Source organism: Klebsiella oxytoca NBRC 105695 (assembly GCF_001598695.1).
Lineage (GTDB): Bacteria > Pseudomonadota > Gammaproteobacteria > Enterobacterales > Enterobacteriaceae > Klebsiella > Klebsiella oxytoca.
Genome location: NZ_BCZK01000009.1, coordinates 150,725 through 172,134 on the forward strand (window position 1 = coordinate 150,725; position 21,410 = coordinate 172,134).

Annotated in this window: 23 protein-coding genes; 14 read left to right on the top strand and 9 right to left on the bottom strand. The window is 56.1% G+C overall.

Annotated features, from left to right (window positions below):
• Nucleotides 1-4 precede the first annotated feature (4 nt).
• From KO1_RS16845 to KO1_RS16855, 4 genes are all read right to left on the bottom strand, one after another.
• Nucleotides 5-238 carry a DUF2554 family protein gene (locus tag KO1_RS16845; protein WP_004101803.1) on the bottom strand — a complete coding sequence of 78 codons (234 nt, stop codon included), beginning with the start codon at nt 236-238 and terminating at the stop codon, nt 5-7.
• A 168-nt stretch (nt 239-406) separates the two neighbouring features.
• Entirely contained in the window at nt 407-532 is a 126-nt protein-coding gene (locus tag KO1_RS27415) for a DUF2474 domain-containing protein (RefSeq protein WP_004112746.1), read from the bottom strand.
• Complete coding sequence (gene cydB / locus KO1_RS16850; protein WP_004101805.1) at nt 532-1,542, bottom strand: cytochrome d ubiquinol oxidase subunit II; 1,011 nt, start codon at nt 1,540-1,542, stop codon at nt 532-534. Before cydB ends, KO1_RS27415 begins: the two co-directional genes overlap by 1 nt.
• A complete protein-coding gene (locus tag KO1_RS16855; protein WP_064396096.1) occupies nt 1,542-2,939 on the bottom strand; it encodes a cytochrome ubiquinol oxidase subunit I in 1,398 nt (465 codons plus the stop codon). Before KO1_RS16855 ends, cydB begins: the two co-directional genes overlap by 1 nt.
• Nucleotides 2,940-3,265: 326 nt before the next feature.
• Here KO1_RS16855 and KO1_RS16860 point away from each other — a divergent pair, with 326 nt between their 5' ends.
• From KO1_RS16860 to patD, 6 genes are all read left to right on the top strand, one after another.
• Nucleotides 3,266-4,678, top strand: a complete 1,413-nt coding sequence (locus KO1_RS16860; protein WP_004101808.1) for an aminotransferase-like domain-containing protein — start codon at nt 3,266-3,268, stop codon at nt 4,676-4,678.
• A gap of 292 nt (nt 4,679-4,970) precedes the next feature.
• Complete coding sequence (gene ydcS, locus KO1_RS16865; RefSeq protein ID WP_004112754.1) at nt 4,971-6,116, top strand: putative ABC transporter substrate-binding protein YdcS; 1,146 nt, start codon at nt 4,971-4,973, stop codon at nt 6,114-6,116.
• A 19-nt stretch (nt 6,117-6,135) separates the two neighbouring features.
• Entirely contained in the window at nt 6,136-7,146 is a 1,011-nt protein-coding gene (locus tag KO1_RS16870) for an ABC transporter ATP-binding protein (protein ID WP_004112756.1), read from the top strand.
• A gap of 1 nt (nt 7,147) precedes the next feature.
• Nucleotides 7,148-8,077, top strand: a complete 930-nt coding sequence (locus KO1_RS16875) for an ABC transporter permease (RefSeq protein ID WP_004112757.1) — start codon at nt 7,148-7,150, stop codon at nt 8,075-8,077.
• Complete coding sequence (locus tag KO1_RS16880; protein WP_017145957.1) at nt 8,067-8,873, top strand: ABC transporter permease; 807 nt, start codon at nt 8,067-8,069, stop codon at nt 8,871-8,873. Before KO1_RS16875 ends, KO1_RS16880 begins: the two co-directional genes overlap by 11 nt.
• Nucleotides 8,874-8,895: 22 nt before the next feature.
• The gene (gene patD / locus KO1_RS16885; RefSeq protein WP_016807853.1) at nt 8,896-10,323 is read left to right on the top strand and encodes an aminobutyraldehyde dehydrogenase; all 1,428 of its coding nucleotides are present in this window, start codon (nt 8,896-8,898) and stop codon (nt 10,321-10,323) included.
• A 342-nt stretch (nt 10,324-10,665) separates the two neighbouring features.
• Here patD and KO1_RS28245 read toward each other — a convergent pair whose 3' ends face one another.
• The gene (locus tag KO1_RS28245; protein WP_004101819.1) at nt 10,666-10,788 is read right to left on the bottom strand and encodes a small membrane protein; all 123 of its coding nucleotides are present in this window, start codon (nt 10,786-10,788) and stop codon (nt 10,666-10,668) included.
• Nucleotides 10,789-11,355: 567 nt separating this feature from the next.
• Between KO1_RS28245 and KO1_RS16890 the strand changes: the two genes are divergently transcribed.
• A complete protein-coding gene (locus KO1_RS16890; protein WP_032692052.1) occupies nt 11,356-11,640 on the top strand; it encodes a hypothetical protein in 285 nt (94 codons plus the stop codon).
• A gap of 52 nt (nt 11,641-11,692) precedes the next feature.
• On the opposite strand, the gene yncL is transcribed toward KO1_RS16890, so the two are convergent.
• A complete protein-coding gene (gene yncL, locus KO1_RS27420) occupies nt 11,693-11,785 on the bottom strand; it encodes a stress response membrane protein YncL (protein WP_004101822.1) in 93 nt (30 codons plus the stop codon).
• A 197-nt stretch (nt 11,786-11,982) separates the two neighbouring features.
• On the opposite strand from yncL, the gene KO1_RS27425 reads away from it, so the two are divergent.
• The 3 genes from KO1_RS27425 (at nt 11,983) to KO1_RS16900 (ending at nt 14,335) form a co-directional block, all read left to right on the top strand.
• On the top strand, nt 11,983-12,156 hold the full coding sequence (locus KO1_RS27425; protein ID WP_004101823.1) for a GhoT/OrtT family toxin: 174 nt from the start codon (nt 11,983-11,985) through the stop codon (nt 12,154-12,156).
• Between the two features lie 71 nt (nt 12,157-12,227).
• Nucleotides 12,228-12,998 (top strand): alpha/beta fold hydrolase, encoded by a 771-nt coding sequence (locus tag KO1_RS16895; protein WP_024274117.1) that lies wholly within the window; start codon nt 12,228-12,230, stop codon nt 12,996-12,998.
• A gap of 80 nt (nt 12,999-13,078) precedes the next feature.
• Nucleotides 13,079-14,335, top strand: a complete 1,257-nt coding sequence (locus KO1_RS16900; protein ID WP_024274118.1) for a putative acyl-CoA thioester hydrolase — start codon at nt 13,079-13,081, stop codon at nt 14,333-14,335.
• 3 nt (nt 14,336-14,338) lie between these two features.
• On the opposite strand, the gene KO1_RS16905 is transcribed toward KO1_RS16900, so the two are convergent.
• On the bottom strand, nt 14,339-15,772 hold the full coding sequence (locus tag KO1_RS16905; RefSeq protein ID WP_024274119.1) for an aldehyde dehydrogenase: 1,434 nt from the start codon (nt 15,770-15,772) through the stop codon (nt 14,339-14,341).
• 271 nt (nt 15,773-16,043) lie between these two features.
• Between KO1_RS16905 and KO1_RS16910 the strand changes: the two genes are divergently transcribed.
• Nucleotides 16,044-17,642: an ABC transporter substrate-binding protein gene (locus KO1_RS16910; RefSeq protein WP_004101829.1), complete on the top strand. Its 1,599-nt coding sequence runs from the start codon at nt 16,044-16,046 to the stop codon at nt 17,640-17,642.
• 16 nt (nt 17,643-17,658) lie between these two features.
• On the top strand, nt 17,659-17,892 hold the full coding sequence (locus tag KO1_RS16915; RefSeq protein ID WP_004101835.1) for a DUF2526 family protein: 234 nt from the start codon (nt 17,659-17,661) through the stop codon (nt 17,890-17,892).
• Nucleotides 17,893-17,900: 8 nt separating this feature from the next.
• Here KO1_RS16915 and KO1_RS16920 read toward each other — a convergent pair whose 3' ends face one another.
• Both KO1_RS16920 and KO1_RS16925 read right to left on the bottom strand, forming a co-directional pair.
• On the bottom strand, nt 17,901-18,350 hold the full coding sequence (locus KO1_RS16920) for a DMT family transporter (RefSeq protein ID WP_004101838.1): 450 nt from the start codon (nt 18,348-18,350) through the stop codon (nt 17,901-17,903).
• Nucleotides 18,347-18,865, bottom strand: a complete 519-nt coding sequence (locus tag KO1_RS16925) for a GNAT family N-acetyltransferase (RefSeq protein ID WP_004101840.1) — start codon at nt 18,863-18,865, stop codon at nt 18,347-18,349. Before KO1_RS16925 ends, KO1_RS16920 begins: the two co-directional genes overlap by 4 nt.
• 493 nt (nt 18,866-19,358) lie before the next feature.
• Here KO1_RS16925 and KO1_RS16930 point away from each other — a divergent pair, with 493 nt between their 5' ends.
• Entirely contained in the window at nt 19,359-20,654 is a 1,296-nt protein-coding gene (locus KO1_RS16930) for a porin (RefSeq protein WP_053064855.1), read from the top strand.
• 165 nt (nt 20,655-20,819) lie between these two features.
• Nucleotides 20,820-21,395 carry a helix-turn-helix domain-containing protein gene (locus tag KO1_RS16935; protein ID WP_004101846.1) on the top strand — a complete coding sequence of 192 codons (576 nt, stop codon included), beginning with the start codon at nt 20,820-20,822 and terminating at the stop codon, nt 21,393-21,395.
• Nucleotides 21,396-21,410 lie beyond the last annotated feature (15 nt).

Consider the following 21,410-nt stretch of genomic DNA (forward strand, 5'->3'; position numbering starts at 1 on the left):
GGTCTTAGGGATAGAAGTGCATTTTCGGCTTTCGCGCATTTTGCCAGCGGTGATGTTCGCGCAGATCGGACGCGGCTTCTTCGCTCTGGCTGCGTAGCTCATCGCTATCGGCTTCGTGCTGTAGCTGCTGCTCGAGGCCCTGTACCGGGAAGAAATCGTGTCCGTGCTGGTGTGCCAGCACGTGGCCGGAAAACAGGGCGCACACCAGCAGTAGCGCTGAAACGTATCTTCTGAGCATATCTTTTCCCTTCTGTCGGTGAGTGGGGCTACTATGCCAGGGATTTGTTGAGCTTATTTCCGCGTTTATCAAAGATGGGAAAAGCCTTTGTCAGCGCTCCCTGACGGATGGCGAAAAAAAGCCCGACGGTGGAGCCGTCGGGCCGACTAAAATGACGTCACGGGCGGCTCAAACCTTCAGCCCGGCGGCCGTCATCAGCAGCCGAAAACCCATGCTCACCGCCGCCAGCGCCAGCACGCTGCCTCCCCACAGCACTATCATCCATACCGCTCGCTTAAGCCATACTCGTTGCATCAGTGATACCCCTCGCCGTGTTGAACTTTGCCGCGAAAAACGTAGTAGCTCCAGAAGGTGTAGCCGAGGATAACCGGCAGAATAAGCAGCGCGCCAACCAGCATAAAGCCCTGGCTTTGCGGCGGCGCGGCGGCCTGCCAGAGGGTAATGTCCGGCGGAATAATATGCGGCCAGATACTGATCCCCAGCCCGCTAAAGCCGAGGAAGATCAGCCCCAGCGTGAGAGTAAAAGGCAGCAGGTGGCTGGCGCTATTGCGAAGCGTTCGCCAGAGCCAGGCGCCGATCGCCGCCACCAGCAGCGGTACCGGCAGCAGGAAGAAGAGGTCAGGCAGGCTAAACCAGCGCCGGGCGATGGCCGGTTGCGCCAGCGGCGTCCAGATGCTGATGGCGACAATGACCGCCAGCAGCGCCAACAGCAAGCCGCGCGCGGTCATGCGCATATTGCGGTGGAGCGCATTTTCGCTTTTCATCACCAGCCAGCTGGCACCCAGCAGCGCGTAGGCAACGCATAGCCCCAGGCCGCAGAACAGGGTAAACGGCGTAAACCAGTCAAACATCCCGCCGCTGAAGCTGCGGCCGTTGACCGGGAAACCGTTGATCACCGCTCCGACCACCATGCCCTGGGTGAAGGTGGCCAGAAGGGAACCGACCATAAAAGCGCGATCCCAGAATGGACGATGCGATGGCGTCGCATTAAAGCGAAATTCAAAGGCAACGCCGCGAAAAATAAGACCGATCAACATCAGGGTGAGCGGGATCGCCAGCGCATCGATAATGACCGCGTAGGCCAGAGGAAATGCGCCAAACAGCCCCGCGCCGCCAAGCACCAGCCAGGTTTCATTGCCGTCCCAGACCGGGGCGACGCTGTTTACCATCACGTCGCGGTCCGCCGTGTCCCGGGTAGTGGTGAATAAAATGCCAATGCCCAGGTCAAAGCCATCCATTACGATATACATCAGGGTGGCGAAGACAATGATAACAAACCAAATAACCGATAAATCGATACCCATTAGCGGAACTCCTTCTGCTGTTCATGGCCCGTAGCGGCGGAGAGTGGACGCGCTGGCGTACCGGAGGCCGGCGGCTGCGCGGTCTGCGGACCTTTGCGAATCAGGCGTAGCATATAGCTGTAGCCGACGCCGAACACCGAACCGTAGACAACGATAAAAGTCAGCAGACTGATCGACATATGCAAGTCGCCGTGAGCGGAGACGGCATCAGCGGTGCGCTGAACGCCATAGACGACCCACGGCTGGCGGCCCACTTCGGTGGTCACCCAGCCCGCCAGAATCGCGATAAGTCCCGAAGGTCCCATCCATAGCGCAAAGCGTAAAAAGGGCCTGCTGTGATAGAGGCGGCCGCGATAGCGTAGCCACAAGGCCAGCGCGCCCAGCAGGATCATCAGCATGCCGAGCCCGGCCATCAGGCGGAAGGACCAGAATACGATGGTGGAGTCAGGGCGATCTTCCGGGGCGAACTCCTTCAGCGCCGGCACCTGCTTATCCAGGCTGTGGGTGAGAATCAGGCTGCCGAGAGCCGGGATCTCCAGGCCATAGCGGGTACGCTCCTGCTGCATATCCGGCCAGCCGAACAGCAGCAGCGGGGTGGGCTCTCCGGGCGCGTTCTCCCAGTGCCCTTCAATGGCGGCGATTTTGGCCGGCTGGTGTTTCAACGTATTCAGCCCGTGCATATCGCCAATCAGCGCCTGAATGGGGGCGACAATCAGCGTCATCCACAGCGCCATGGAGAACATCGCGCGAACGGCGGGGGTATTGTTCCCTCGCAGCAGGTGCCAGGCTGCCGACGCGCCGACGAACAGCGCGCTGCTGAGGAAAGCCGCCACCGTCATATGCAGCAGGCGGTAAGGGAAAGACGGGTTAAAAATCACCGCCAGCCAGTCCACCGGCACCACCTGACCATTGACGATCTCAAATCCCTGCGGCGTTTGCATCCAGCTATTAGATGCAAGGATCCAGAAGGTGGAGATAATCGTCCCCAGCGCGACCATACAGGTGGCGAAAAAGTGCAGGCCAGGTCCGACACGGTTCCAGCCGAACAGCATCACGCCGAGGAATCCGGCCTCAAGGAAGAAGGCGGTCAGAACCTCATAGGTCAGCAGCGGGCCGGTAATGCTCCCGGCGAATTCCGAGAATCCGCTCCAGTTGGTACCGAACTGGTAGGCCATCACCAGGCCGGAGACGACCCCCATGCCGAAGTTAACGGCGAAGATTTTTGACCAGAAGTGGTACAGCGAGCGCCAGGTCGGGTTTTTGGTTTTTAACCATAAGCCTTCCAGTACCGCCAGGTAGCTGGCTAACCCGATGGTGATGGCGGGGAAGATAATATGAAATGACACGGTGAAAGCGAACTGGATCCGCGCCAGGTGGAATGCATCAAGACCGAACATGCAGAACTCCGCAACAAAATTGACTCAGCGCAATTCTAGGCTTCGTTGATAACGGGTTGCAGGAACAGAAACGCTGTTTTTCCCTATAACAGTTGGGGTCTGTTATGACCTTTTGGCAAAACGCAGAATGGCGCTCTCCCGGTCTGCGCTGCGCTTAGCCGGGCTACGGGCTCCCAGCCGTCTGCGGTCCGCTAGCCCGGATAGATGCGCCAGCAACGCCTCCGGTAAGGTATTATTTCACTACACACCATAACAGTTTTTATAAACTGCCATTATTTCTCATCTGATATATAATTGACCCTACGAATAGCGACACGGATCGACGGATGAAAAAGTACCAGCGGCTGGCGCAGCAGATTACCGAACAGATCGCGCTTGGGGTGTGGTTACCCGGCGACAGGTTGCCCTCGCTGCGCGAACAGGTGGTAAGCAGCGGAATGAGTTTTATGACCGTTAGCCACGCCTATCAGCTACTGGAGAGCCAGGGACGCATCATCGCCCGTCCGCAGTCCGGCTATTATGTCGCGCCGCAGCCCACTAAACCGCGGCAGCCCGCGCCGCCCGCCCAGGTAACGCGTGATGAAGCGGTTGATATCAACACTTATATCTTTGAAGTGCTGCAGGCCAGCCGCCAGGCCTCTATGTTGCCCTTCGCCTCGGCTTTTCCCGATCCGCGACTATTCCCCTTACCGCAGCTCAACCGCTCGCTGGCGCAGGTGAGCAAAACCGCAACCGCCATGAGCGTGATTGAAAACCTGCCGCCGGGGAACGATGAACTGCGCCATGCGATTGCCCGGCGCTACGCGCTGCAGGGAATGAATATCTCGCCGGACGACATCGTGATCACCGCCGGCGCGCTGGAAGCGCTGAACCTTAGTCTGCAGGCCGTCACCGAACCGGGCGATTGGGTGGTGGTGGAAAATCCCTGCTTCTACGGGGCGCTGCAGGCTCTTGAAAGATTGCGCCTGAAAGCGCTATCGGTGGCCACGGATGTTAAAGAGGGGATCGATCTCGCCGCGCTGGAGCAGGCGCTACAGAGCTATCCGGTGAAAGCCTGCTGGCTGATGACCAATGGGCAAAACCCGCTCGGCTTTACCCTCAGCGCGGAGAAAAAAGCGCGGCTGGTGGCGCTGCTGGCGCGCTATAACGTGATGCTGATTGAAGATGATGTTTACAGCGAGCTCTACTTTGGTCGTGAGAAACCGCTGCCGGCAAAATACTGGGATCGCGACGATATGACGCTGCACTGCAGCTCCTTCTCCAAATGTCTGGTACCCGGGTTCCGTATCGGCTGGGTGGCGGCGGGCAAGCACGCCCGACGGATCCAGCAGCTACAGCTGATGAGTACGCTCTCCACCAGTTCGCCAATGCAGCTGGCGCTGGTCGATTACCTTTCGACTAAACGCTACGATGCCCACCTGCGCCGTTTACGCCGCCAGCTTGCCGAGCGCAAACAGCTGGCCTGGCAGGCCCTGCTGCGCCATCTTCCCGCAGAGGTAAAAATTCATCATAGCGATAGCGGTTATTTTCTCTGGCTTGAGCTTCCCGCCGGAGCCGATGCGGGGGAGCTGAGCGCTCGCGCGCTGGCGTATAACATCAGCATTGCGCCGGGGAAAATGTTTTCCACCACCGCCAGCTGGACTTCATTCTTCCGCTTTAATACCGCGTGGGGCTGGGGCGAAAAAGAGGAGCTGGGGGTTAAACGCCTGGGCGAACTGATTCGCGAAATGCTGGCTTAGCGTTATTTATTTCCCGCCAGTGATACCGGGCCGAAAAATAAGCCGGCGAACAGGTGGGTTATTATTTTACTGATGCCAACCATAGGAAATTCGCATAGTCGTATTGCCTCGCTAACTCCTTGTCTATAATCCATAAAGTTATTCCGTGTATGCCGTTTTTTGCGTAATGCGCCCCTTGTCACAACCTGAATAAATTTCCCCGGGGGCCCCAGGCGCGCCGTCTACTGTTATGAAGGAAGATATTTTTACGGCACGGCTGCCGCTCATTTTCTTGTGACAGGAGTATGACCCGATGAGCAAAAAAATTGCCCGTGGCAGCCTTTGCGTGCTGGGGATGGTTTTCCTGACGGCGCAGGCCGCCGAGCCGCCGACTTCTCTCGATAAAGGCGAAGGTCGTCTCGATATTATTGCCTGGCCGGGATATATCGAGCGGGGACAAACCGATAAAAGCTACGACTGGGTGAGCCAGTTTGAAAAAGAGTCCGGCTGTCAGGTTAATGTCAAAACCGCCGCCACGTCCGATGAGATGGTCAGCCTGATGGCAAAAGGAGGCTATGACCTGATCACCGCGTCCGGCGACGCTTCGCTGCGCCTGATTATGGGTAAGCGCGTGCAGCCGATTAACACTGCGCTGATTGCTAACTGGCACTCCCTCGACCCGCGCGTGGAAAAAGGCGCGTGGTTTAACGTCGGCGGACAGGTCTACGGCACTCCGTACCAGTGGGGGCCAAACCTGCTGATGTACAACAGCAAAACCTTCCCGACGCCGCCGGATAGCTGGAGCGTGGTGTTCGTAAAACAAAATCTGCCGGACGGCAAAACCAATCAGGGCCGCGTACAGGCTTATGATGGGCCGATTTATATTGCCGACGCCGCGCTATTCGTTAAAGCCACTCAGCCGCAGCTGGGTATTAATGATCCCTATCAACTTACCGAAGCGCAGTATCAGGCGGTACTGAAAGTCCTGCGCGAACAGCACCCGCTGATCCACCGCTACTGGCACGATACCACCGTGCAGATGAGCGATTTTAAAAACGAAGGCGTGGTGGCCTCCAGCGCCTGGCCCTATCAGGCCAACGGTCTGAAAGCGGAAGGCCAGCCGATTGCCACCGTTTTTCCGAAAGAGGGCGTCACCGGCTGGGCGGATACCACTATGCTGCACAGCGATGCTAAACATCCGGTTTGCGCTTATAAATGGATGAACTGGTCGCTCACCCCGAAAGTGCAGGGGGATGTCGCCGCCTGGTTTGGTTCGCTGCCGGTCGTACCTGCGGGTTGCAAAGCCAGCGCGCTGCTCGGGGATCAAGGCTGCGAAACCAATGGTTACAACGAATTCGCCAAAATTGCGTTCTGGAAAACGCCGGTTGCCGAAGGCGGGAAATTCGTCCCCTACAGCCGCTGGACGCAGGATTACATCGCGATTATGGGCGGTCGTTAAGTCGCCGGAGGCGAAGAACATGCACGCGGTAGAGCTGGATAATGTTTCGCGCCTGTACGGCGACGTGCGGGCGGTGGATGGCGTCAGCATCGCTATTCGCGACGGCGAGTTTTTCTCTATGCTGGGGCCATCCGGCTCCGGCAAAACCACCTGCCTGCGCCTGATTGCCGGATTTGAACAGCTTTCGGGCGGGACGATACGTATTTTTGGCCAACCGGCCAGCGCGCTGCCGCCCTGGCAGCGCGATGTGAATACCGTTTTCCAGGATTATGCGCTGTTTCCTCATATGTCGGTACTCGATAACGTCGCCTACGGGTTGATGGTTAAGGGGATCGGCAAAAAGGAGCGCCACGCCCGTGCGCAGGAGGCGCTGGAGAAAGTGGCGCTCGCTTTTGTGCATGCGCGCAAGCCTTCTCAGCTTTCCGGCGGCCAGCGCCAGCGGGTAGCCATCGCCCGGGCGCTGGTGAATCAGCCCAGGGTCCTGCTGCTGGATGAACCGCTGGGGGCACTGGATCTAAAACTGCGCGAACAGATGCAGCTGGAGCTGAAAAAACTGCAGCAGGCGCTGGGCATCACCTTCATTTTTGTGACCCACGATCAGGGAGAGGCTCTGTCGATGTCTGACCGCGTGGCGGTCTTTAATCAGGGACGCATTGAGCAGGTTGATGCGCCTCAGGATCTCTATTTGCGGCCAAGAACGGCGTTTGTCGCCGGGTTTGTCGGTACCGCCAACGTGTTTAGCAGCGAGCTGGCGCAGAAGCTGTGCGCGATGACGGGCGCCTGGTCGCTGCGTCCGGAGCATATTCGGCTGAATGCCGGCGGGGAGGTGCAGATTCAGGGGATCGTGCAGGCGGTGCAGTATATGGGCGCCGCCACGCGCGTCGAGCTGAAGCTGGCTGACGGCGAGAAGCTGCTGGTGAGTCAGGCGAATGTCGATGGTCAGGCTGCGCTGAACGCCCCTCCGGTAGGGCAACAGGTGCTGGCTTCATGGTCGCGTGCGGCGATGGTCCCCCTGGAGAGCGGAGGGTGATATGACGATGGCGATACCCTCTGCCGGAGGCGGACGCCTGGCCGGCACCTTCTGGCGTCATCCCTCGCTGGCTCTGTTTCTGCTACTGCTGGGGCCGCTCATGTGGTTTGGCATTGTCTATCTGGGGTCGTTGTTGACCCTTTTGTGGCAAAGTTTCTATACCTTTGATGATTTCACCATGTCGGTCACCAACGACCTGACGCTGGCCAATCTGCGCGCGCTGTTTAATCCGGCTAACTACGACATTATTGTGCGCACGCTGGTGATGGCGCTATCGGTGACCGTCGCCAGCGCGATTCTGGCACTGCCCATGGCCTGGTATATGGCCCGCTATACCCGTGGCAAGATGAAAGCCTTTTTCTATATCGCCGTGATGTTGCCGATGTGGGCGAGCTATATCGTCAAAGCCTATGCCTGGACGCTGCTGCTGGCTAAAGATGGCGTCGCCCAGTGGTTCCTGCGCCATCTTGGTCTGGAAAGCGTACTGAGCATGGTGCTGACGATCCCGGCGGTCGGCGGCAATACGCTGTCGACCTCTGGGCTGGGGCGCTTCCTAGTGTTCGTCTATATCTGGCTGCCGTTTATGATCCTGCCGGTGCAGGCGGCGCTGGAACGCCTGCCGTCTTCATTGCTGCAGGCCTCCGCCGATCTTGGCGCCCGTCCGCGCCAGACCTTTCGCTATGTGGTGCTGCCGTTAGCGATCCCCGGCATTGCGGCGGGGTCCATTTTTACCTTCTCCCTGACGCTGGGCGATTTTATCGTGCCGCAGTTGGTGGGGCCGCCGGGATTCTTTATCGGCAATATGGTCTATTCCCAGCAGGGGGCGATTGGCAACATGCCGATGGCGGCGGCGTTTACCCTGGTGCCCATTGTACTGATTGCCCTCTATCTGGCGTTCGTGAAACGTCTGGGAGCATTTGATGCACTCTGATCGCGCACCGCTATTCCTGAAGGTCGCCACCTGGGGTGGCGTGATATTCCTGCATTTCCCGCTGCTGATTATCGCTCTCTACGCATTCAATACCGAAGACGCCGCCTTCAGCTTTCCGCCTGCAGGCCTGACGCTGCGCTGGTTTAGCGAAGCGGCGGGGCGTAGCGATATTATCGATTCCGTGACGTTGTCACTTAAAATCGCCGCGCTGTCGACCGCCATCGCTCTCGTACTTGGCACGCTGGCTGCAGGTGCGCTGTGGCGCAGCACGTTTTTTGGCAAAAACGCCGTGTCGCTACTGCTGCTATTACCAATTGCGCTGCCCGGCATTATTACCGGGCTTGCGCTGCTGACCGCCTTTAAGGCCGTCAATCTGGAACCCGGGCTGCTGACTATCGTCGTGGGACACGCGACCTTCTGCGTGGTCGTGGTATTTAACAACGTGATTGCCCGCTTTCGCCGCACTTCATGGAGTCTGGTGGAAGCGTCGATGGATTTAGGCGCAACCGGCTGGCAAACCTTTCGTTACGTGGTACTGCCCAATCTGGGATCGGCGCTGCTGGCGGGGGGAATGCTGGCGTTTGCTCTGTCGTTTGATGAAATTATCGTGACCACGTTTACCGCCGGGCACGAGCGTACGCTGCCGCTCTGGTTGCTTAATCAGCTCGGGCGCCCGCGCGATGTCCCGGTCACTAACGTCGTCGCGCTGCTGGTCATGCTGGTGACGATGTTTCCGATTCTGGGGGCCTGGTGGCTCACTCGTGACGGCGACATCAGCGCGGAAAACGGAAAATAAAAAACCGATACAGGATAATGCTATGCAAAATAACCTTTTGATAAACGGTAAGTTAGTGGCTGGCGAAGGCGAGACTGTGCCGGTGTTTAATCCAGCCACCGGCGAAGAGATTTTGTCGATTGCGGAGGCCTCTGCGACGCAGGTTGATGCCGCGGTTGACGCCGCTGACCTGGCCTTTGCCGGCTGGAGTCAGACGACGCCGAAAACCCGCGCCGAATGCCTGCTGCGGCTGGCGGATCTGATTACTGAACATGCCCAGGAGCTGGCTCAACTGGAGTCGTTGAACTGCGGCAAACCGCTGCACTGCGTGGTCAACGATGAGCTACCGGCGGTTGCCGATGTTTTCCGATTTTTCGCCGGTGCAGCGCGCTGTCTGCCGGGTATGGCGGCAGGTGAATACCTCGAAGGCCACACCTCGATGATCCGCCGCGATCCGGTCGGCGTGGTGGCTTCTATCGCGCCGTGGAACTATCCGCTCATGATGGCGGCCTGGAAACTGGCGCCAGCGCTGGCGGCAGGCAACTGCGTGGTAATAAAACCCTCTGAGATCACTCCGCTCACCGCGCTGAAGTTAGGTGAACTGGCGCAGGAGATTTTCCCCGCCGGGGTGCTTAATGTCCTGTTCGGGCGCGGAGCAACCGTCGGCGATCCGCTGACCGCCCATGCCCGGGTTCGCATGGTGTCGCTAACCGGCTCGATTGCTACCGGCGCGCATATTATCGGCCATACCGCGGCGTCGATTAAGCGAACCCATATGGAGCTGGGCGGGAAGGCGCCGGTTATCGTTTTTGATGATGCGGATATTGACGCGGTGGTGGAGGGGGTACGGACCTTTGGGTTTTATAACGCCGGTCAGGACTGTACCGCCGCCTGCCGCATTTACGCGCAGGCCGGAATCTATGACCAACTGGTGGAAAAGCTCGGCGCGGCGGTCGCCAGCCTGAAGATTGGACCGCCGGACGATGAAACGACCGAACTGGGCCCGCTGAGCTCGCAGGCGCATCTGGACAGGGTCAGCGCCGCCGTCGATGCGGCTCGTGCCTTGCCGCATATTCAGGTGGTGACCGGCGGCAGCAAAGCGCCGGGCAATGGTTACTACTTCCAGCCCACGCTGCTGGCAGGGGCGAAGCAGGACGATGCGATTGTGCAGCGGGAGGTTTTTGGTCCGGTTGTCAGCATCACCGCATTTAGCGATGAAGAGCAAGCGCTGTGCTGGGCCAACGATTCCCAATATGGTCTTGCCTCGTCGGTATGGACTCGCGATGTCGGCAGAGCGCACCGGCTCAGCGCCCGCCTGCAGTATGGCTGTACCTGGGTCAATACGCATTTTATGCTGGTTAGCGAAATGCCGCATGGCGGGCAGAAGCTCTCCGGCTACGGCAAGGATATGTCGATGTATGGCCTGGAGGATTATACGACCATCCGTCATGTGATGATCAAGCACGGGTAGAGGATGAGTGATTCAGATTAGCCTGCTAATAGTTACCATAGCAAAAAATGTTAAAACAGAAGCGTGCGTTTATGAGAATATTCTTAAGCCCCTTCAAGAGCTAAGCCATGATGAGTGCCGGAGATAAGCGCCGGGTGGGGCCGGTTAGTCCTCGGGGCGAGGGATGCGCTCTTCCGGGTCCTCTCGTTAACTGACGGAAAAGTTCGCCAGCCCCTGCAGGCAATGCAGGGGCTTTTTGTTGCGCTGGAGATATTAACTTGTTGCTGTGATTTTGCCTGATATCAGGTCATCAGAAATTAAATACGTACGGCGTTATTTATTTTTTGGCAAATGATTAACAGGCTAACGTTTGTTTTTTTTGCTCGGTAAACTTGATTGACGACGCTCGCGAACATAAGAAAAAAGATTATAAATTGCAGCAATAAGTAAAATTAACGCCACAATAAGCACGGCGATTCCGGACATGTACCACCTCAAAAAGCAATGAGTAAAAAACAAGCTTCGCATAACTTGTAATTATGAATGTATGATTTTATGCGAAACAAGGCAAATGATATTTCTTATCATTTAAAATCGACAGAAAAGTTTTATCGCTATTTTGGTTTTGTAAGCTATTGATAAGTAATGGTGTTTTGTCTTTTTAACCCGTTTTACTGCATCCTGGCCGCCATCGAACCCGCTAATAATGATGATCGCCTCTTGGCTCAATGCTGATGATTGGATAAAGAATAGTGAACAATTGCCCTGCGACAGGAAAGGCCCGTGAGCTTCGGAGAATAGCGCGCAGCGCTGATTGCGGCAAATGAGGCTTATTTAAACTTAAGCCATCAAATATATAACCATATAAATAAAGGTGTTATTAACTGCGGGTTGTGAGAATAAGTTCTGAAAGGCAAGAGATATTCATTTATCGCCATTAATATTTTCGTGCCCCCCTTTAAATTTAGCGAATATGTAATGCTTATGTTAAATAAGCCGCGATGATGACGGCTGGTGGGGCAGGGAAGCGGGTTTGACTTTATATAGCCGCTCATGCGAACATTCGGCGCAATTTGTTGCTTCGACGTTGATATAGTTTTGAAAAAAATAGCGTGTTTTCTCTTCATGGCCTGCGCCACAGCGATGCTTTACGGGAATTTTCCCGCTAAACAGATTGTTGATTGTGAAAAACAGGGCGTAGCAGAAGCGGTTTGCGCTGCGGCCGCGTGGGACAGTGAAAAAGTTGACCTGCTCCCGGCGTGGGATCCTGAATTGCAGAAGCTGATGACCGTGCAACAACACGCCTCTGCAGCTGAGGCTGGCGCTATTAAATCGTAAAAAAGCAGCCTTCAAAGGCTGCTTTTTTAGGTTTCATTGCTGAGTAAAATCGCTAAAACCAACCAAAACGAACGGACAACAGGCCGATTAGCGCAAGCGCTGCGCCGACATTTATCAGAAGGACGGTTTTGCTGGAAACATCCATAACGCCACCTTAATGAATTAGCCTCTACAGTTATAGTACGAGGTCAAAGGTTGCGCTATCGGACTAAGCCGAATCGGGCGTATTTCTGAAAATTAAAGCCGTGACTCGTTTTATTATGCCATAAACTCTGACGTACGCTGGGGTACGAAAAGGCATCGCTTGACGCGAAAATGCCTCTCAGGGAAGGAAGAAGAAAAATGACGTTGTACCAGAAAATGCTGGTTTTTTATGCAGTTATGGGCTGTATCTGCGCGGTAATAAGCTGGTTCTTAACGAAAGAGAGCCGCTGGATCCGCCTGCTGGCGGCGCTGCTGATTGGCGCGACATGGCCGTTCAGCTTTCCCATGGCGCTGCTGGTCTCTTTGTTCTGATTGAAAAATCGATGGCTAACTTTTAGTGATGACTGTATAAAAAAACAGGCTCAACTAACGGATGATCTTCGATGAACAGTTTCTATTCCTCTCAGGCCGGCGGCAACGTGCGCTGGCTGGACCTGCCCGGCCGCGGTGAACCGATTATCTTTATCCACGGCCTGGGCTGCGCCTCAACCTATGACTATCCTCGCGTGGCCGCCGATCCTGCGCTGGCCGGACGGCGAACGATTCTGGTCGATTTACCCGGATACGGCTACAGCGACAAGCCGCCATCTTTCGGCTATCGCATCGGCGATCAGGCCGGAGTGATAGTTGAGCTTCTGGATTGCTTAGGGCTAACGCGCTGCTACTTATATGGTCACAGCATGGGCGGCAGCGTGGCGATTGAAGCCGCAGAACGGCTCGCCGAACGGGTGCTGGGGCTGCTGGTGGCCGAACCCAATCTCTATCCCGGGGGCGGTATGTACAGCAGACGCATCGCGGAACAAACCGAAGAGCGCTTTATTGCCCGGGGCTATGCCGAGATGCTCAGTGCCGAAACCTCGCCCTGGGCCGGTTGCCTGCAAAACAGCGCTCCGTGGGCGGTGTGGCGCGGAGCGTCCAGCCTGGTGAAGGGCGCTAATCCGTCCTGGTTTACCCGCTTTATCCATTTATCCTGTCCTAAGGCCCTGATTTACGGAGAGCACTCGTTACCGGCTCAAGAAGCGACGGATACTGTCGCGGCGGGGATCCCGCTGTTAGCGATCCCGCTGGCCAGGCATTCAATGGCGTGGGAAAACCCATCGGCGCTGGCCCGCACGCTGGACAATTTTTATGCCAGCATTGAGGCAGAAGTCTGATTCGTGATCGCTACATACAAAAAGAAACAATATTTCATTTATTTTGATATTCCGTTTCCTTTATATGTGGCGAGCGTGAAATGCGAATAATCAACATCCTGGGTATCTCGGCTTTACTCTGTACGCCTCTGCTTCTGCAAGGGTGCGTAACGCAACATCCGCGCGGGACGGCTTCCCGCCCGCAGCTTACGGCGGCGGAAGCGGCAAGCTTCACCATGGAGCGCTATTTTGCGCAGGGCGGCGCGTTGAGTGCCCCGGATGGGCCATGGTCGCCATCGCCAGTTAGCCTTCCGCAAACGGAAAGCGCCTGGCGCGTGGCGCTTGCGGGAGCGCCGTACTCTCGCATTCAGCAGGCGGTTAATGCGGCAATAGCCCAGCATTCGGCAAAGAATGAGCGTATCTATATCCGTATCGAGCCAGGCATCTATCGGGAAACGGTCTATATCCCCGCAGGGGCGCCGCCGATAACCCTTTATGGTGCCGGAGAGCAGCCCGAAGAGGTCAGGATTGAGCTGGCGCTGGATTCACAATTTTCTGCGCAGCGCTATCGCGAGCAGGTGAACGGCCAGCATCAGTATCGTGAAGGCGACCCCGCCTGGTACCAGTATGCGCTTTGCGCCGGGCGTACCAGTAAGACAATAGGCACTAACTGCGCGGCGGTGATGTGGTCGCAAAGCGCTGATTTCCAGCTGGTTAATCTTAGCGTAGCCAACAGTCTGCTGGATACCGTTGATGGCGGTACCCACCAGGGGGTGGCTCTGCGGACGGATGGCGATCGCGTGCAGCTGGAGAAAGTCCGTTTGCTGGGACGCCAGGATACGCTCTATTTGAATACCAGCAACCTGCGTAATGAAGCGGTGACGGATCGCATTAGCCGCGTATACGTCAAAGACAGCTACGTCGAAGGGGACGTGGATTATGTCTTCGGCCGGGCGAATGCGGTCTTTGACAATGTGCATTTCCACACCGTCTCGACGCGCCGTTCTCCCGAGGCTTACGTGCTGGCGCCGAACACGTTGCCGGATAATCCATACGGCTTTCTGGTGAAGAACAGCCGCTTTACCGGCGACAGCGGCTATCAGGGCAGTTTCAAGGCAAAGCTGGGCCGCGCCTGGGATCAGGGGGCAGGCAAGACCGGCTATTTAGCGGGGCAGACCGCCAACGGACAGGTGCTGATCGCCAACAGCGCTATCGATCAAAGCTACGATCGGCTTTCCCCATGGGGCGCTGCGGCCACCACCTCCCGACCGTTCCGCGGCAATATTTCCGCAGAACGACAGCTGGATGACGTGGCCTTTAATCGCCTGTGGGAATTCAAGAACCATTGGCGGCCTTGAAACTTAAAACGGCAGCTCGCGCGGGAGCGTTTGCAGCGTGATCCAGCGCAGCTCGGTAAACTCGGCAATCCCCGCGCGTCCGCCAAAGCGGCCATAGCCCGATGATTTACAGCCGCCAAACGGCATTTGCGCTTCATCGTGCACGGTGGGGCCGTTGATGTGGCAAATGCCGGTTTGCAGATTTTGCGCCAGGTTCCACGCCCGGGCGCTGTCCCGACTGTATATCGCCGACGAGAGGCCATATTCGCTTTCGTTCGCGACGGCCAGCGCTTCGGCTTCGTTCTGAACGCGAATAATCGATTTTACCGGGCCGAACGATTCCTCATGCCAGATGCGCATTTCCCGGGTGACGCCATCGAGCAGGGTGGCGCGCATTTGCGTCGAATTGGATGTGCCGCCTGTGAGCAGGCGCGCGCCCTTCGCCAGCGCATCCTCTATCAAGGCATTGCAGCGGGTGACGGTCTTCATCTCTACCACCGGGCCGAGCAGGCTGGCGGGCAGGGCCGCCGCGCGCCTGGCCAGCAGCGCCACAAACTCTTCCGCGACGGCCGTATCCACAATGATGCGCTCGGTCGACATGCAGATTTGTCCGGCGTTGGCGAATGCGCCAAAAACGGCGCCCGCAGCCGCCTGTTCAAGGTCAGCGTCGTCGAGCACCAGCAGCGGTGCCTTGCCGCCCAGTTCAAGCACCGCCGGTTTCAGATGCTCCCCGCAGGTGCGGGCGATAATCCGTCCTACCGGCGTGGAACCGGTGAAGTTGATGCGACGTACGGCGGGGTGCGCTATTAGAGACTCCACCAGCGCAGGAGCGTCGGCGGGAGTGCAGGTCAGATAATTCACCACGCCGGCGGGGAAGCCCGCCGCCGCCAGGGCATCGATAATTAGCCCCTGAGTCGCCGGCGAGAGCTCCGCGCCTTTGAGAATAACCGTATTTCCGCAGGCCAGCGGCGTGGCGATAGCGCGAGTCGCCAGAATCAATGGTGCGTTCCACGGCGCCATGCTGAGTACGACGCCCGCCCCCTGACGGATGCCCAACGCCAGATTTCCCGGCACGTTAGAGGGGATCACCTGGCCTTCGATTTGTGTGGTCAATGCGGCGGCTTCGCGCAGGATATCGGCGGCCAGATGCACGTTAAAACCGGCCCAGTGCGCGGTGGCTCCCGTTTCGGCCGCCATCGCGGCAATAAACTTCGCCTCACGGCGCAGCATCTCTTCGGCAGCGTCCAGCAGGAGGCGTCGCCGTTCTGCGGGTATCGTATCGCGCCATTGCGGATACGCCGCGCCGGCGGTATCGGCGCAGCGGCGAGCGTCAGCCAGGCTGGCGGCGCTGGCAACGGAGGCGTTTTCTTGCGTCAGCGGGTTGTGGCGGGTAAAAGTGGCATGGCCTTCCGCATCGTGCCACTGGCCGTTGGTGTAGAGAGTGCAGGTTATTGTCATTGTAGGTTTCTCCTGGCGTTGCGATTTGCCGAGTGTACCGGGTTGCGCCGCCGCGTGATGCCGTCCGGGCGGTTATCGCCCTGTTTTTTCGCAACCTTTCGCACGCTTCACATTTATGACTGAAATCGAGGGGGGAGTGAGAGTAGAGATGCTGAATTAATCGGCGAAAAAGCGGTTTTTAGCATAACCTGATACCAATTGATTATTTGCCGGTTGAATTCCCCTGTGCTGTTATTAAAGGACTTATAACAAATTCATAAGGCTTATAACCATGTTTACAGGGAAAACGTTTATTGCGCTGGCGTTGAGCGCACTTCTGCCGGCGGCAAGCGCGCTGGCGGCGGGCGATGATACGCTGGTCTATTGCTCCGAAGCCTCTCCGGAATCCTTCAATCCGCAGATTGCCAGTTCCGGGCCCTCTTTTGTCGCCAGCTCTCAGGTGCTGTATAACCGGCTGATAAACTTTGATCCGGTCAAAAACACGCCAGTTCCTTCCCTCGCGACGGAATGGAGCGTCTCTCCGGACGGCAAAACCTGGACCTTTACCCTGCGTAAAGGCGTGCAGTTCAACAGCAATAAATTCTTTAAGCCGACCCGCGATTTCAACGCCGATGATGTGCTGTTCTCGGTGCTGCGCCAGAAAGATGCGAATCATCCTTATCACAATGTTTCCCACGGGCAATACGAATACTTTCACGACGCCGGGCTGGATAAGCTGATTAAAGAGGTCAAAAAGATCGATGACTACCACGTTCAGTTTGTGCTCAACGAACCCAATGCGGCATTCCTCGCCGACTGGGGGATGGATTTTGCGTCAATTCTGTCTGCCGAATATGCCGATGCAATGCTGAAAAAAGGCACGCCGGAGTATATCGATACCTGGCCTGTCGGCACCGGACCTTACGCCCTCCAGCAGTACAAGGTGGATTCGCTGATCCGCTATGTTGCCAACCCGCACTACTGGGATGGTGAAGTGCCGACTAAACACCTGATCTTCTCGATCACCCCGAACGTTGAGACACGGCTGGCGAAGCTACAAACCAATGAATGCCAGATTATTCCCGCGCCGTCGCCGGTACAATTCCCGGTGATTAAAGGTAATAAAGATTTGGCGCTGCATTCGGTTGAGGCGCTCAACGTCGGCTATCTGGCGTTTAATACCGAGAAAAAGCCGTTCGATAACCTGCTGGTGCGGCAGGCGCTCAACTATGCCACCGACAAGCAGGCGATCGTGAAAGCGGTGTTCCTGGAGTCCGGCAGCGTTGCGAAATCGCCGATCCCTGCCAATATGCTGGGCTATAAGAAAGATCTGCCCGATTACGACTACGATCCGCAAAAAGCGAAAGATCTCCTTAAACAGGCCGGGCTGGAAAAAGGGGCCGAAGTCACCCTCTGGTCGATGCCGGTGCAGCGCCCGTATAATCCTAATTCGCGCCGTATCGCTGAAATGATCCAGAACGACTGGAGCAAAGTTGGCATCAAAGCCAAAATCGTCACCTATGAGTGGGGCGAGTACCTCGCCGGTATGCGCAAAGGGGAGCATGACAGCGCGCTGTTTGGCTGGATGTCAGATAACGGCGATCCGGATAACTTTGCCGGTACCCTGTTAAGCTGCGATAACATTAAAACCGGCTCCAACGTTGCCCGCTGGTGCGATAAGCCCTACGATTCGCTGGTGAAAAGGGCTATCCTGGTGAGCGACCCGCAGGAGCGCGCTAAACTCTACGCTCAGGCGCAGGAGATTTTTTATCAGCAGGCCCCATGGATCACCCTGGCAACCGGCAAAACCTTCTACGCGACGCGCAGTAACGTTAGCGGATACAGCGTGAGCCTGATGGGCAGCGATTTTTCCAAAGTTAAACTTAATTAAGCCGGAAGGAGGAAGCATGTCGCATCTGGATGAGGTCGTCGCGCGCGTGGACGCGGCGATTGCCGAAAGCGTCATTAGCCATATGAACGAACTGCTGATTACATTAAGCGACGACGCCGGGCTGGGGCGAGAAGAGCGCTACGTGCAGCAGCAGCGTTTGCGTAACGCTATTGCTCATCATGGCCGCCAGCAGCATGAGGAACAGGAAGCGCGCCGGGAGCAGTTGACCCGCGGCGGCGAGATCCACTAAGCCAGGCGCTAGAACTGGCGTCTGGCCACCAGCCAGGCGCCGATAACCAGCATTACCGCACCGCAGAGTGGGCCAATCAGCGCGCGAAGCGGAACGCCATGCGCGCGAAGTAAATCCATCACCAGGCCACCGATCAACTGACTGGCAATCAATACTGCGATGGTGGTCGCCGCCCCGACGTTCTGATAGCCGCTGATGCTGGCAAAGACAAAGAACGAACCCAGCAAACCCGGAATTAGCGTCCACCACTTTACGCTGACCGCCAGCTCCTGAATCCCTGCCGCGCCGTGCTTCAGCAGCAGTATCGTGACAAAAATCACGATGCCGACCAGCGAGTTCAGCAGCATAGCGATCAGAATGGTCGATGCGGACTGGGTAATTCGTACCATCAGGGTGTTTTGCACGACCAGCCCAATGCCGGCGGCAATCAAACAGGCCAGGGTGAGCGTCTGATTCATGCGCCGCCGTCCGGATCGCGGCGATCGTCAAGCTGTAGCTGCATAAAGGTCAAATCCAGCCAGCGGCCAAATTTCGTGCCGACCTGCGGCATCTGTCCGGTGGTGATAAAGCCCAGCGTGTGGTGCAGATGTAAAGAAGCCTCATTTTGCGCTTCAATACCGGCAACCATCACGTGCTTATTCAACCGCTTAGCTTCGGCGATCAGGGCCACCAGCAGGCTGCGGCCCAGCCCTTTGCCCTGATGCGCAGGATGGACATATACGGAATGCTCGACGGTATGGCGAAAGCCATCAAAGGCGCGCCAGTCTCCGAAGGAAGCATAACCGGTAATGACGCCGTTTTCTTCACTCACCAGCACCGGATAACCGGCGATCTGTCGGGCTTCATACCACGCGATGCGATTGTCGGTATCGACAGTTTTATCGTTCCAGATGGCGGCGGTATGGACGACCGCATGGTTGTAGATTTCTGCGATTGCCGCGCAATCGTCTTTGCTGGCATGGCGGATGATCATGGTAACCCTCAGGCTTGTACACTATAGTAGTACGCTATTATTACAATAATGTACGCAAGGATGTCATCTGTTTTAGTCATAAATTTTTCCTCTGGCTTGCCGAATCCGTCGGTTCTCTGTCCAGGACTCTCCTGTCTCATCATTCAAATCAATAACTCCTGTATTACAACTGATTGAACGTATCACTATTACTCTACAGTCATATTTTCAATTTTTATTTACCAGTTTTATATTTTGATGACATTTAGTAATGAAGTTGTGGCCACGATAACTTCATGATTGTATTGAAGATGATACAAATCATTGTGATAGCATTCCCTTTTTTATTTTTACGCAATAGAAATAGCTTAACCCCGGAAGATATATTGTCATTAATCAGAGTGCGTATGGAAAAATAGACGGCATAACTCTGGTGGATTTTATAACGATATTCCATTCATACCATTATGCGTATTTATACGCAGGGATTCATTTTGCTGATAAGGGTGAAGCAATGGCGCGTAGGAAAAATATGAAAGTAGTAGTGCCTTCGATACTGACAATTATTATGGGTAATGTATTAGTCAATACCACCATGGCGGCTGAAACTAATGTGCTACAGGCGGCACCGGCTTATACCGCAACGCAGACTAAAGGGGAGTCGCTGTGGAGCAATGATGATACGGCGATCGGTATTTTAGGATCCGTACGTTTAATGGCCAAAACGGATTCTCATCATAGCCAGGAACATAATATACAGAATAATGACTCACGGCTGGGGGTAGCCGTACGGCATAATTTTGATCTGAACGGCCTGAGTAATTATGCCGTAGGTTATTATGAGACTGGCGTTCATGGTTTAGATTCCGCAACAGATGACCAGGGCAACGATGTTTATACCCGGCAGGCTTATGCCGGTATTGGTAACGATCGATATGGTGTAGTGACCTTCGGTAAACAATATGCGCCGACAGACTGGGGGCTGGGCATTGACACAACCTATGCCTGGGGTGGAAAGGCGAAACATGATACCGCCGGAATGTCGACGGATATTATTAATTCCGCGGCGATCTACTATTTTAATGATAAAAATATGACCCTTGGCGTCATGGGGCAAGGTAATGACAACGTCGACAGCATCGGCTTTGCGGCCTATGGCGATGGCCCGAACCTGCATGACGCTTACCGCGATGGCTCAGCCACCGTTCACGGCGGCGCCGCGGCCGCCGCGCAGTATCGCTGGGATAACGGATTCTCCGTCTCCAGCGCCGTTGCCTATAATCATTACACGGTAAATAGCGGATCAGCCAGCGGCTGCCAGAGTTTTGGCCCGAATGGTCACTGCTTTCATTACACCGATAATAACGGTGATGCCTATGACGGCAATACGTATTCCATGGGGATGAACGCAAAATATACCGCCAATGTCGGCGACCACGCCTGGTATAACGGCGCGGAGGTGACGTATTACCTGAATAAAGTTAATGATGTTAAAGCGGCGACCAGCGGTCATTACGATCGTAATACCCGGCATGGTGATGACCAGGAAACGGTGCTTGGCCTGGAATATGACTCCCAGTTTAAAATCACGCCGGCCTGGGGAGTGTATGTTGATTTTAACTGGTCGCAGGGCGGGGATGCCATGGACGGGCAGCACTTCCAGTCGACGGTATTAGGCACTGATTACTGGCTAGGTAATAGCGCGGTGACCTATCTTGAATACGGCTACGAAAAAGCCTGGGGCAACGATAACGAGGCGTGGAATATTGACGATCATCTTGGCGCAGTGGGCCTGCGCGTCTTTATTTAGTCGAGGCGTTTTCTTTTCATTTATTGCCTTAAAGGATGTAAGTTTAATTATCCCCTGATTTCTCCAGATTGCCCGGCGTAATATCACGTCGGGCCTTTTCCTCGGAATAAGCGGCCATTTTCGGCTGGTTGTGCAAACAGACGCCCTACACTATAGTGTCACGCTATGAACACTATAGAAGACAACCTGAACCAGCGCATCAGCGCACGCATCCGTATTGAGCGGGAATCTCGCGGCTGGTCGCTGAGCGAACTGGCGGATCGGGCGGGCGCGTCCCGGGCGATGATCCACAAGATCGAGCGCGGCGAAAGCAGCCCGACGGCCTCTATGCTTGGGCGGCTTTCCGGCGCCTTTGGCATCAGTATGTCGACGCTGATCGCCCGCGCCGAGATGCAGGAAGGCAAGCTGCTGCGGTTGGCTAATCAGCCGGTGTGGCACGACCCGCAGAGCCACTATCTGCGTCGTCACGTGTCGCCGCGTAGCGATTTGCCTATCGATCTGGTGCAGGTGGAGCTGCCCGGGGGCAGCGATATTCCGATGCCGGCGGCTTCTTATGCTCTGGCGCGACAGCTTATCTGGCTGCAGCAGGGCGAGCTGGTGTTTATCGAAGGCACTACGCGCCACGAAATGCAGGCGGGGGATTGTCTGGAGCTCGGGCCGCCGAACGACTGCCGCTTCATTAATGAAACCACGCAGCCCTGCGTCTATCTGGTCGTCCGGCTCAATCAATCTGCCTCATAATGTCAATGCGCGCTG

What these genes read in the sequence shown, in the direction of transcription:
- KO1_RS16845 (WP_004101803.1), bottom strand. Translation starts at nt 238, where the DNA reads ATGCTCAGAAGATACGTTTCAGCGCTACTGCTGGTGTGCGCCCTGTTT.
- KO1_RS27415 (WP_004112746.1), bottom strand. Translation starts at nt 532, where the DNA reads ATGCAACGAGTATGGCTTAAGCGAGCGGTATGGATGATAGTGCTGTGG.
- cydB (WP_004101805.1), bottom strand. Translation starts at nt 1,542, where the DNA reads ATGGGTATCGATTTATCGGTTATTTGGTTTGTTATCATTGTCTTCGCC.
- KO1_RS16855 (WP_064396096.1), bottom strand. Translation starts at nt 2,939, where the DNA reads ATGTTCGGTCTTGATGCATTCCACCTGGCGCGGATCCAGTTCGCTTTC.
- KO1_RS16860 (WP_004101808.1), top strand. Translation starts at nt 3,266, where the DNA reads ATGAAAAAGTACCAGCGGCTGGCGCAGCAGATTACCGAACAGATCGCG.
- ydcS (WP_004112754.1), top strand. Translation starts at nt 4,971, where the DNA reads ATGAGCAAAAAAATTGCCCGTGGCAGCCTTTGCGTGCTGGGGATGGTT.
- KO1_RS16870 (WP_004112756.1), top strand. Translation starts at nt 6,136, where the DNA reads ATGCACGCGGTAGAGCTGGATAATGTTTCGCGCCTGTACGGCGACGTG.
- KO1_RS16875 (WP_004112757.1), top strand. Translation starts at nt 7,148, where the DNA reads ATGACGATGGCGATACCCTCTGCCGGAGGCGGACGCCTGGCCGGCACC.
- KO1_RS16880 (WP_017145957.1), top strand. Translation starts at nt 8,067, where the DNA reads ATGCACTCTGATCGCGCACCGCTATTCCTGAAGGTCGCCACCTGGGGT.
- patD (WP_016807853.1), top strand. Translation starts at nt 8,896, where the DNA reads ATGCAAAATAACCTTTTGATAAACGGTAAGTTAGTGGCTGGCGAAGGC.
- KO1_RS28245 (WP_004101819.1), bottom strand. Translation starts at nt 10,788, where the DNA reads ATGTCCGGAATCGCCGTGCTTATTGTGGCGTTAATTTTACTTATTGCT.
- KO1_RS16890 (WP_032692052.1), top strand. Translation starts at nt 11,356, where the DNA reads ATGCGAACATTCGGCGCAATTTGTTGCTTCGACGTTGATATAGTTTTG.
- yncL (WP_004101822.1), bottom strand. Translation starts at nt 11,785, where the DNA reads ATGGATGTTTCCAGCAAAACCGTCCTTCTGATAAATGTCGGCGCAGCG.
- KO1_RS27425 (WP_004101823.1), top strand. Translation starts at nt 11,983, where the DNA reads ATGACGTTGTACCAGAAAATGCTGGTTTTTTATGCAGTTATGGGCTGT.
- KO1_RS16895 (WP_024274117.1), top strand. Translation starts at nt 12,228, where the DNA reads ATGAACAGTTTCTATTCCTCTCAGGCCGGCGGCAACGTGCGCTGGCTG.
- KO1_RS16900 (WP_024274118.1), top strand. Translation starts at nt 13,079, where the DNA reads ATGCGAATAATCAACATCCTGGGTATCTCGGCTTTACTCTGTACGCCT.
- KO1_RS16905 (WP_024274119.1), bottom strand. Translation starts at nt 15,772, where the DNA reads ATGACAATAACCTGCACTCTCTACACCAACGGCCAGTGGCACGATGCG.
- KO1_RS16910 (WP_004101829.1), top strand. Translation starts at nt 16,044, where the DNA reads ATGTTTACAGGGAAAACGTTTATTGCGCTGGCGTTGAGCGCACTTCTG.
- KO1_RS16915 (WP_004101835.1), top strand. Translation starts at nt 17,659, where the DNA reads ATGTCGCATCTGGATGAGGTCGTCGCGCGCGTGGACGCGGCGATTGCC.
- KO1_RS16920 (WP_004101838.1), bottom strand. Translation starts at nt 18,350, where the DNA reads ATGAATCAGACGCTCACCCTGGCCTGTTTGATTGCCGCCGGCATTGGG.
- KO1_RS16925 (WP_004101840.1), bottom strand. Translation starts at nt 18,865, where the DNA reads ATGATCATCCGCCATGCCAGCAAAGACGATTGCGCGGCAATCGCAGAA.
- KO1_RS16930 (WP_053064855.1), top strand. Translation starts at nt 19,359, where the DNA reads ATGGCGCGTAGGAAAAATATGAAAGTAGTAGTGCCTTCGATACTGACA.
- KO1_RS16935 (WP_004101846.1), top strand. Translation starts at nt 20,820, where the DNA reads ATGAACACTATAGAAGACAACCTGAACCAGCGCATCAGCGCACGCATC.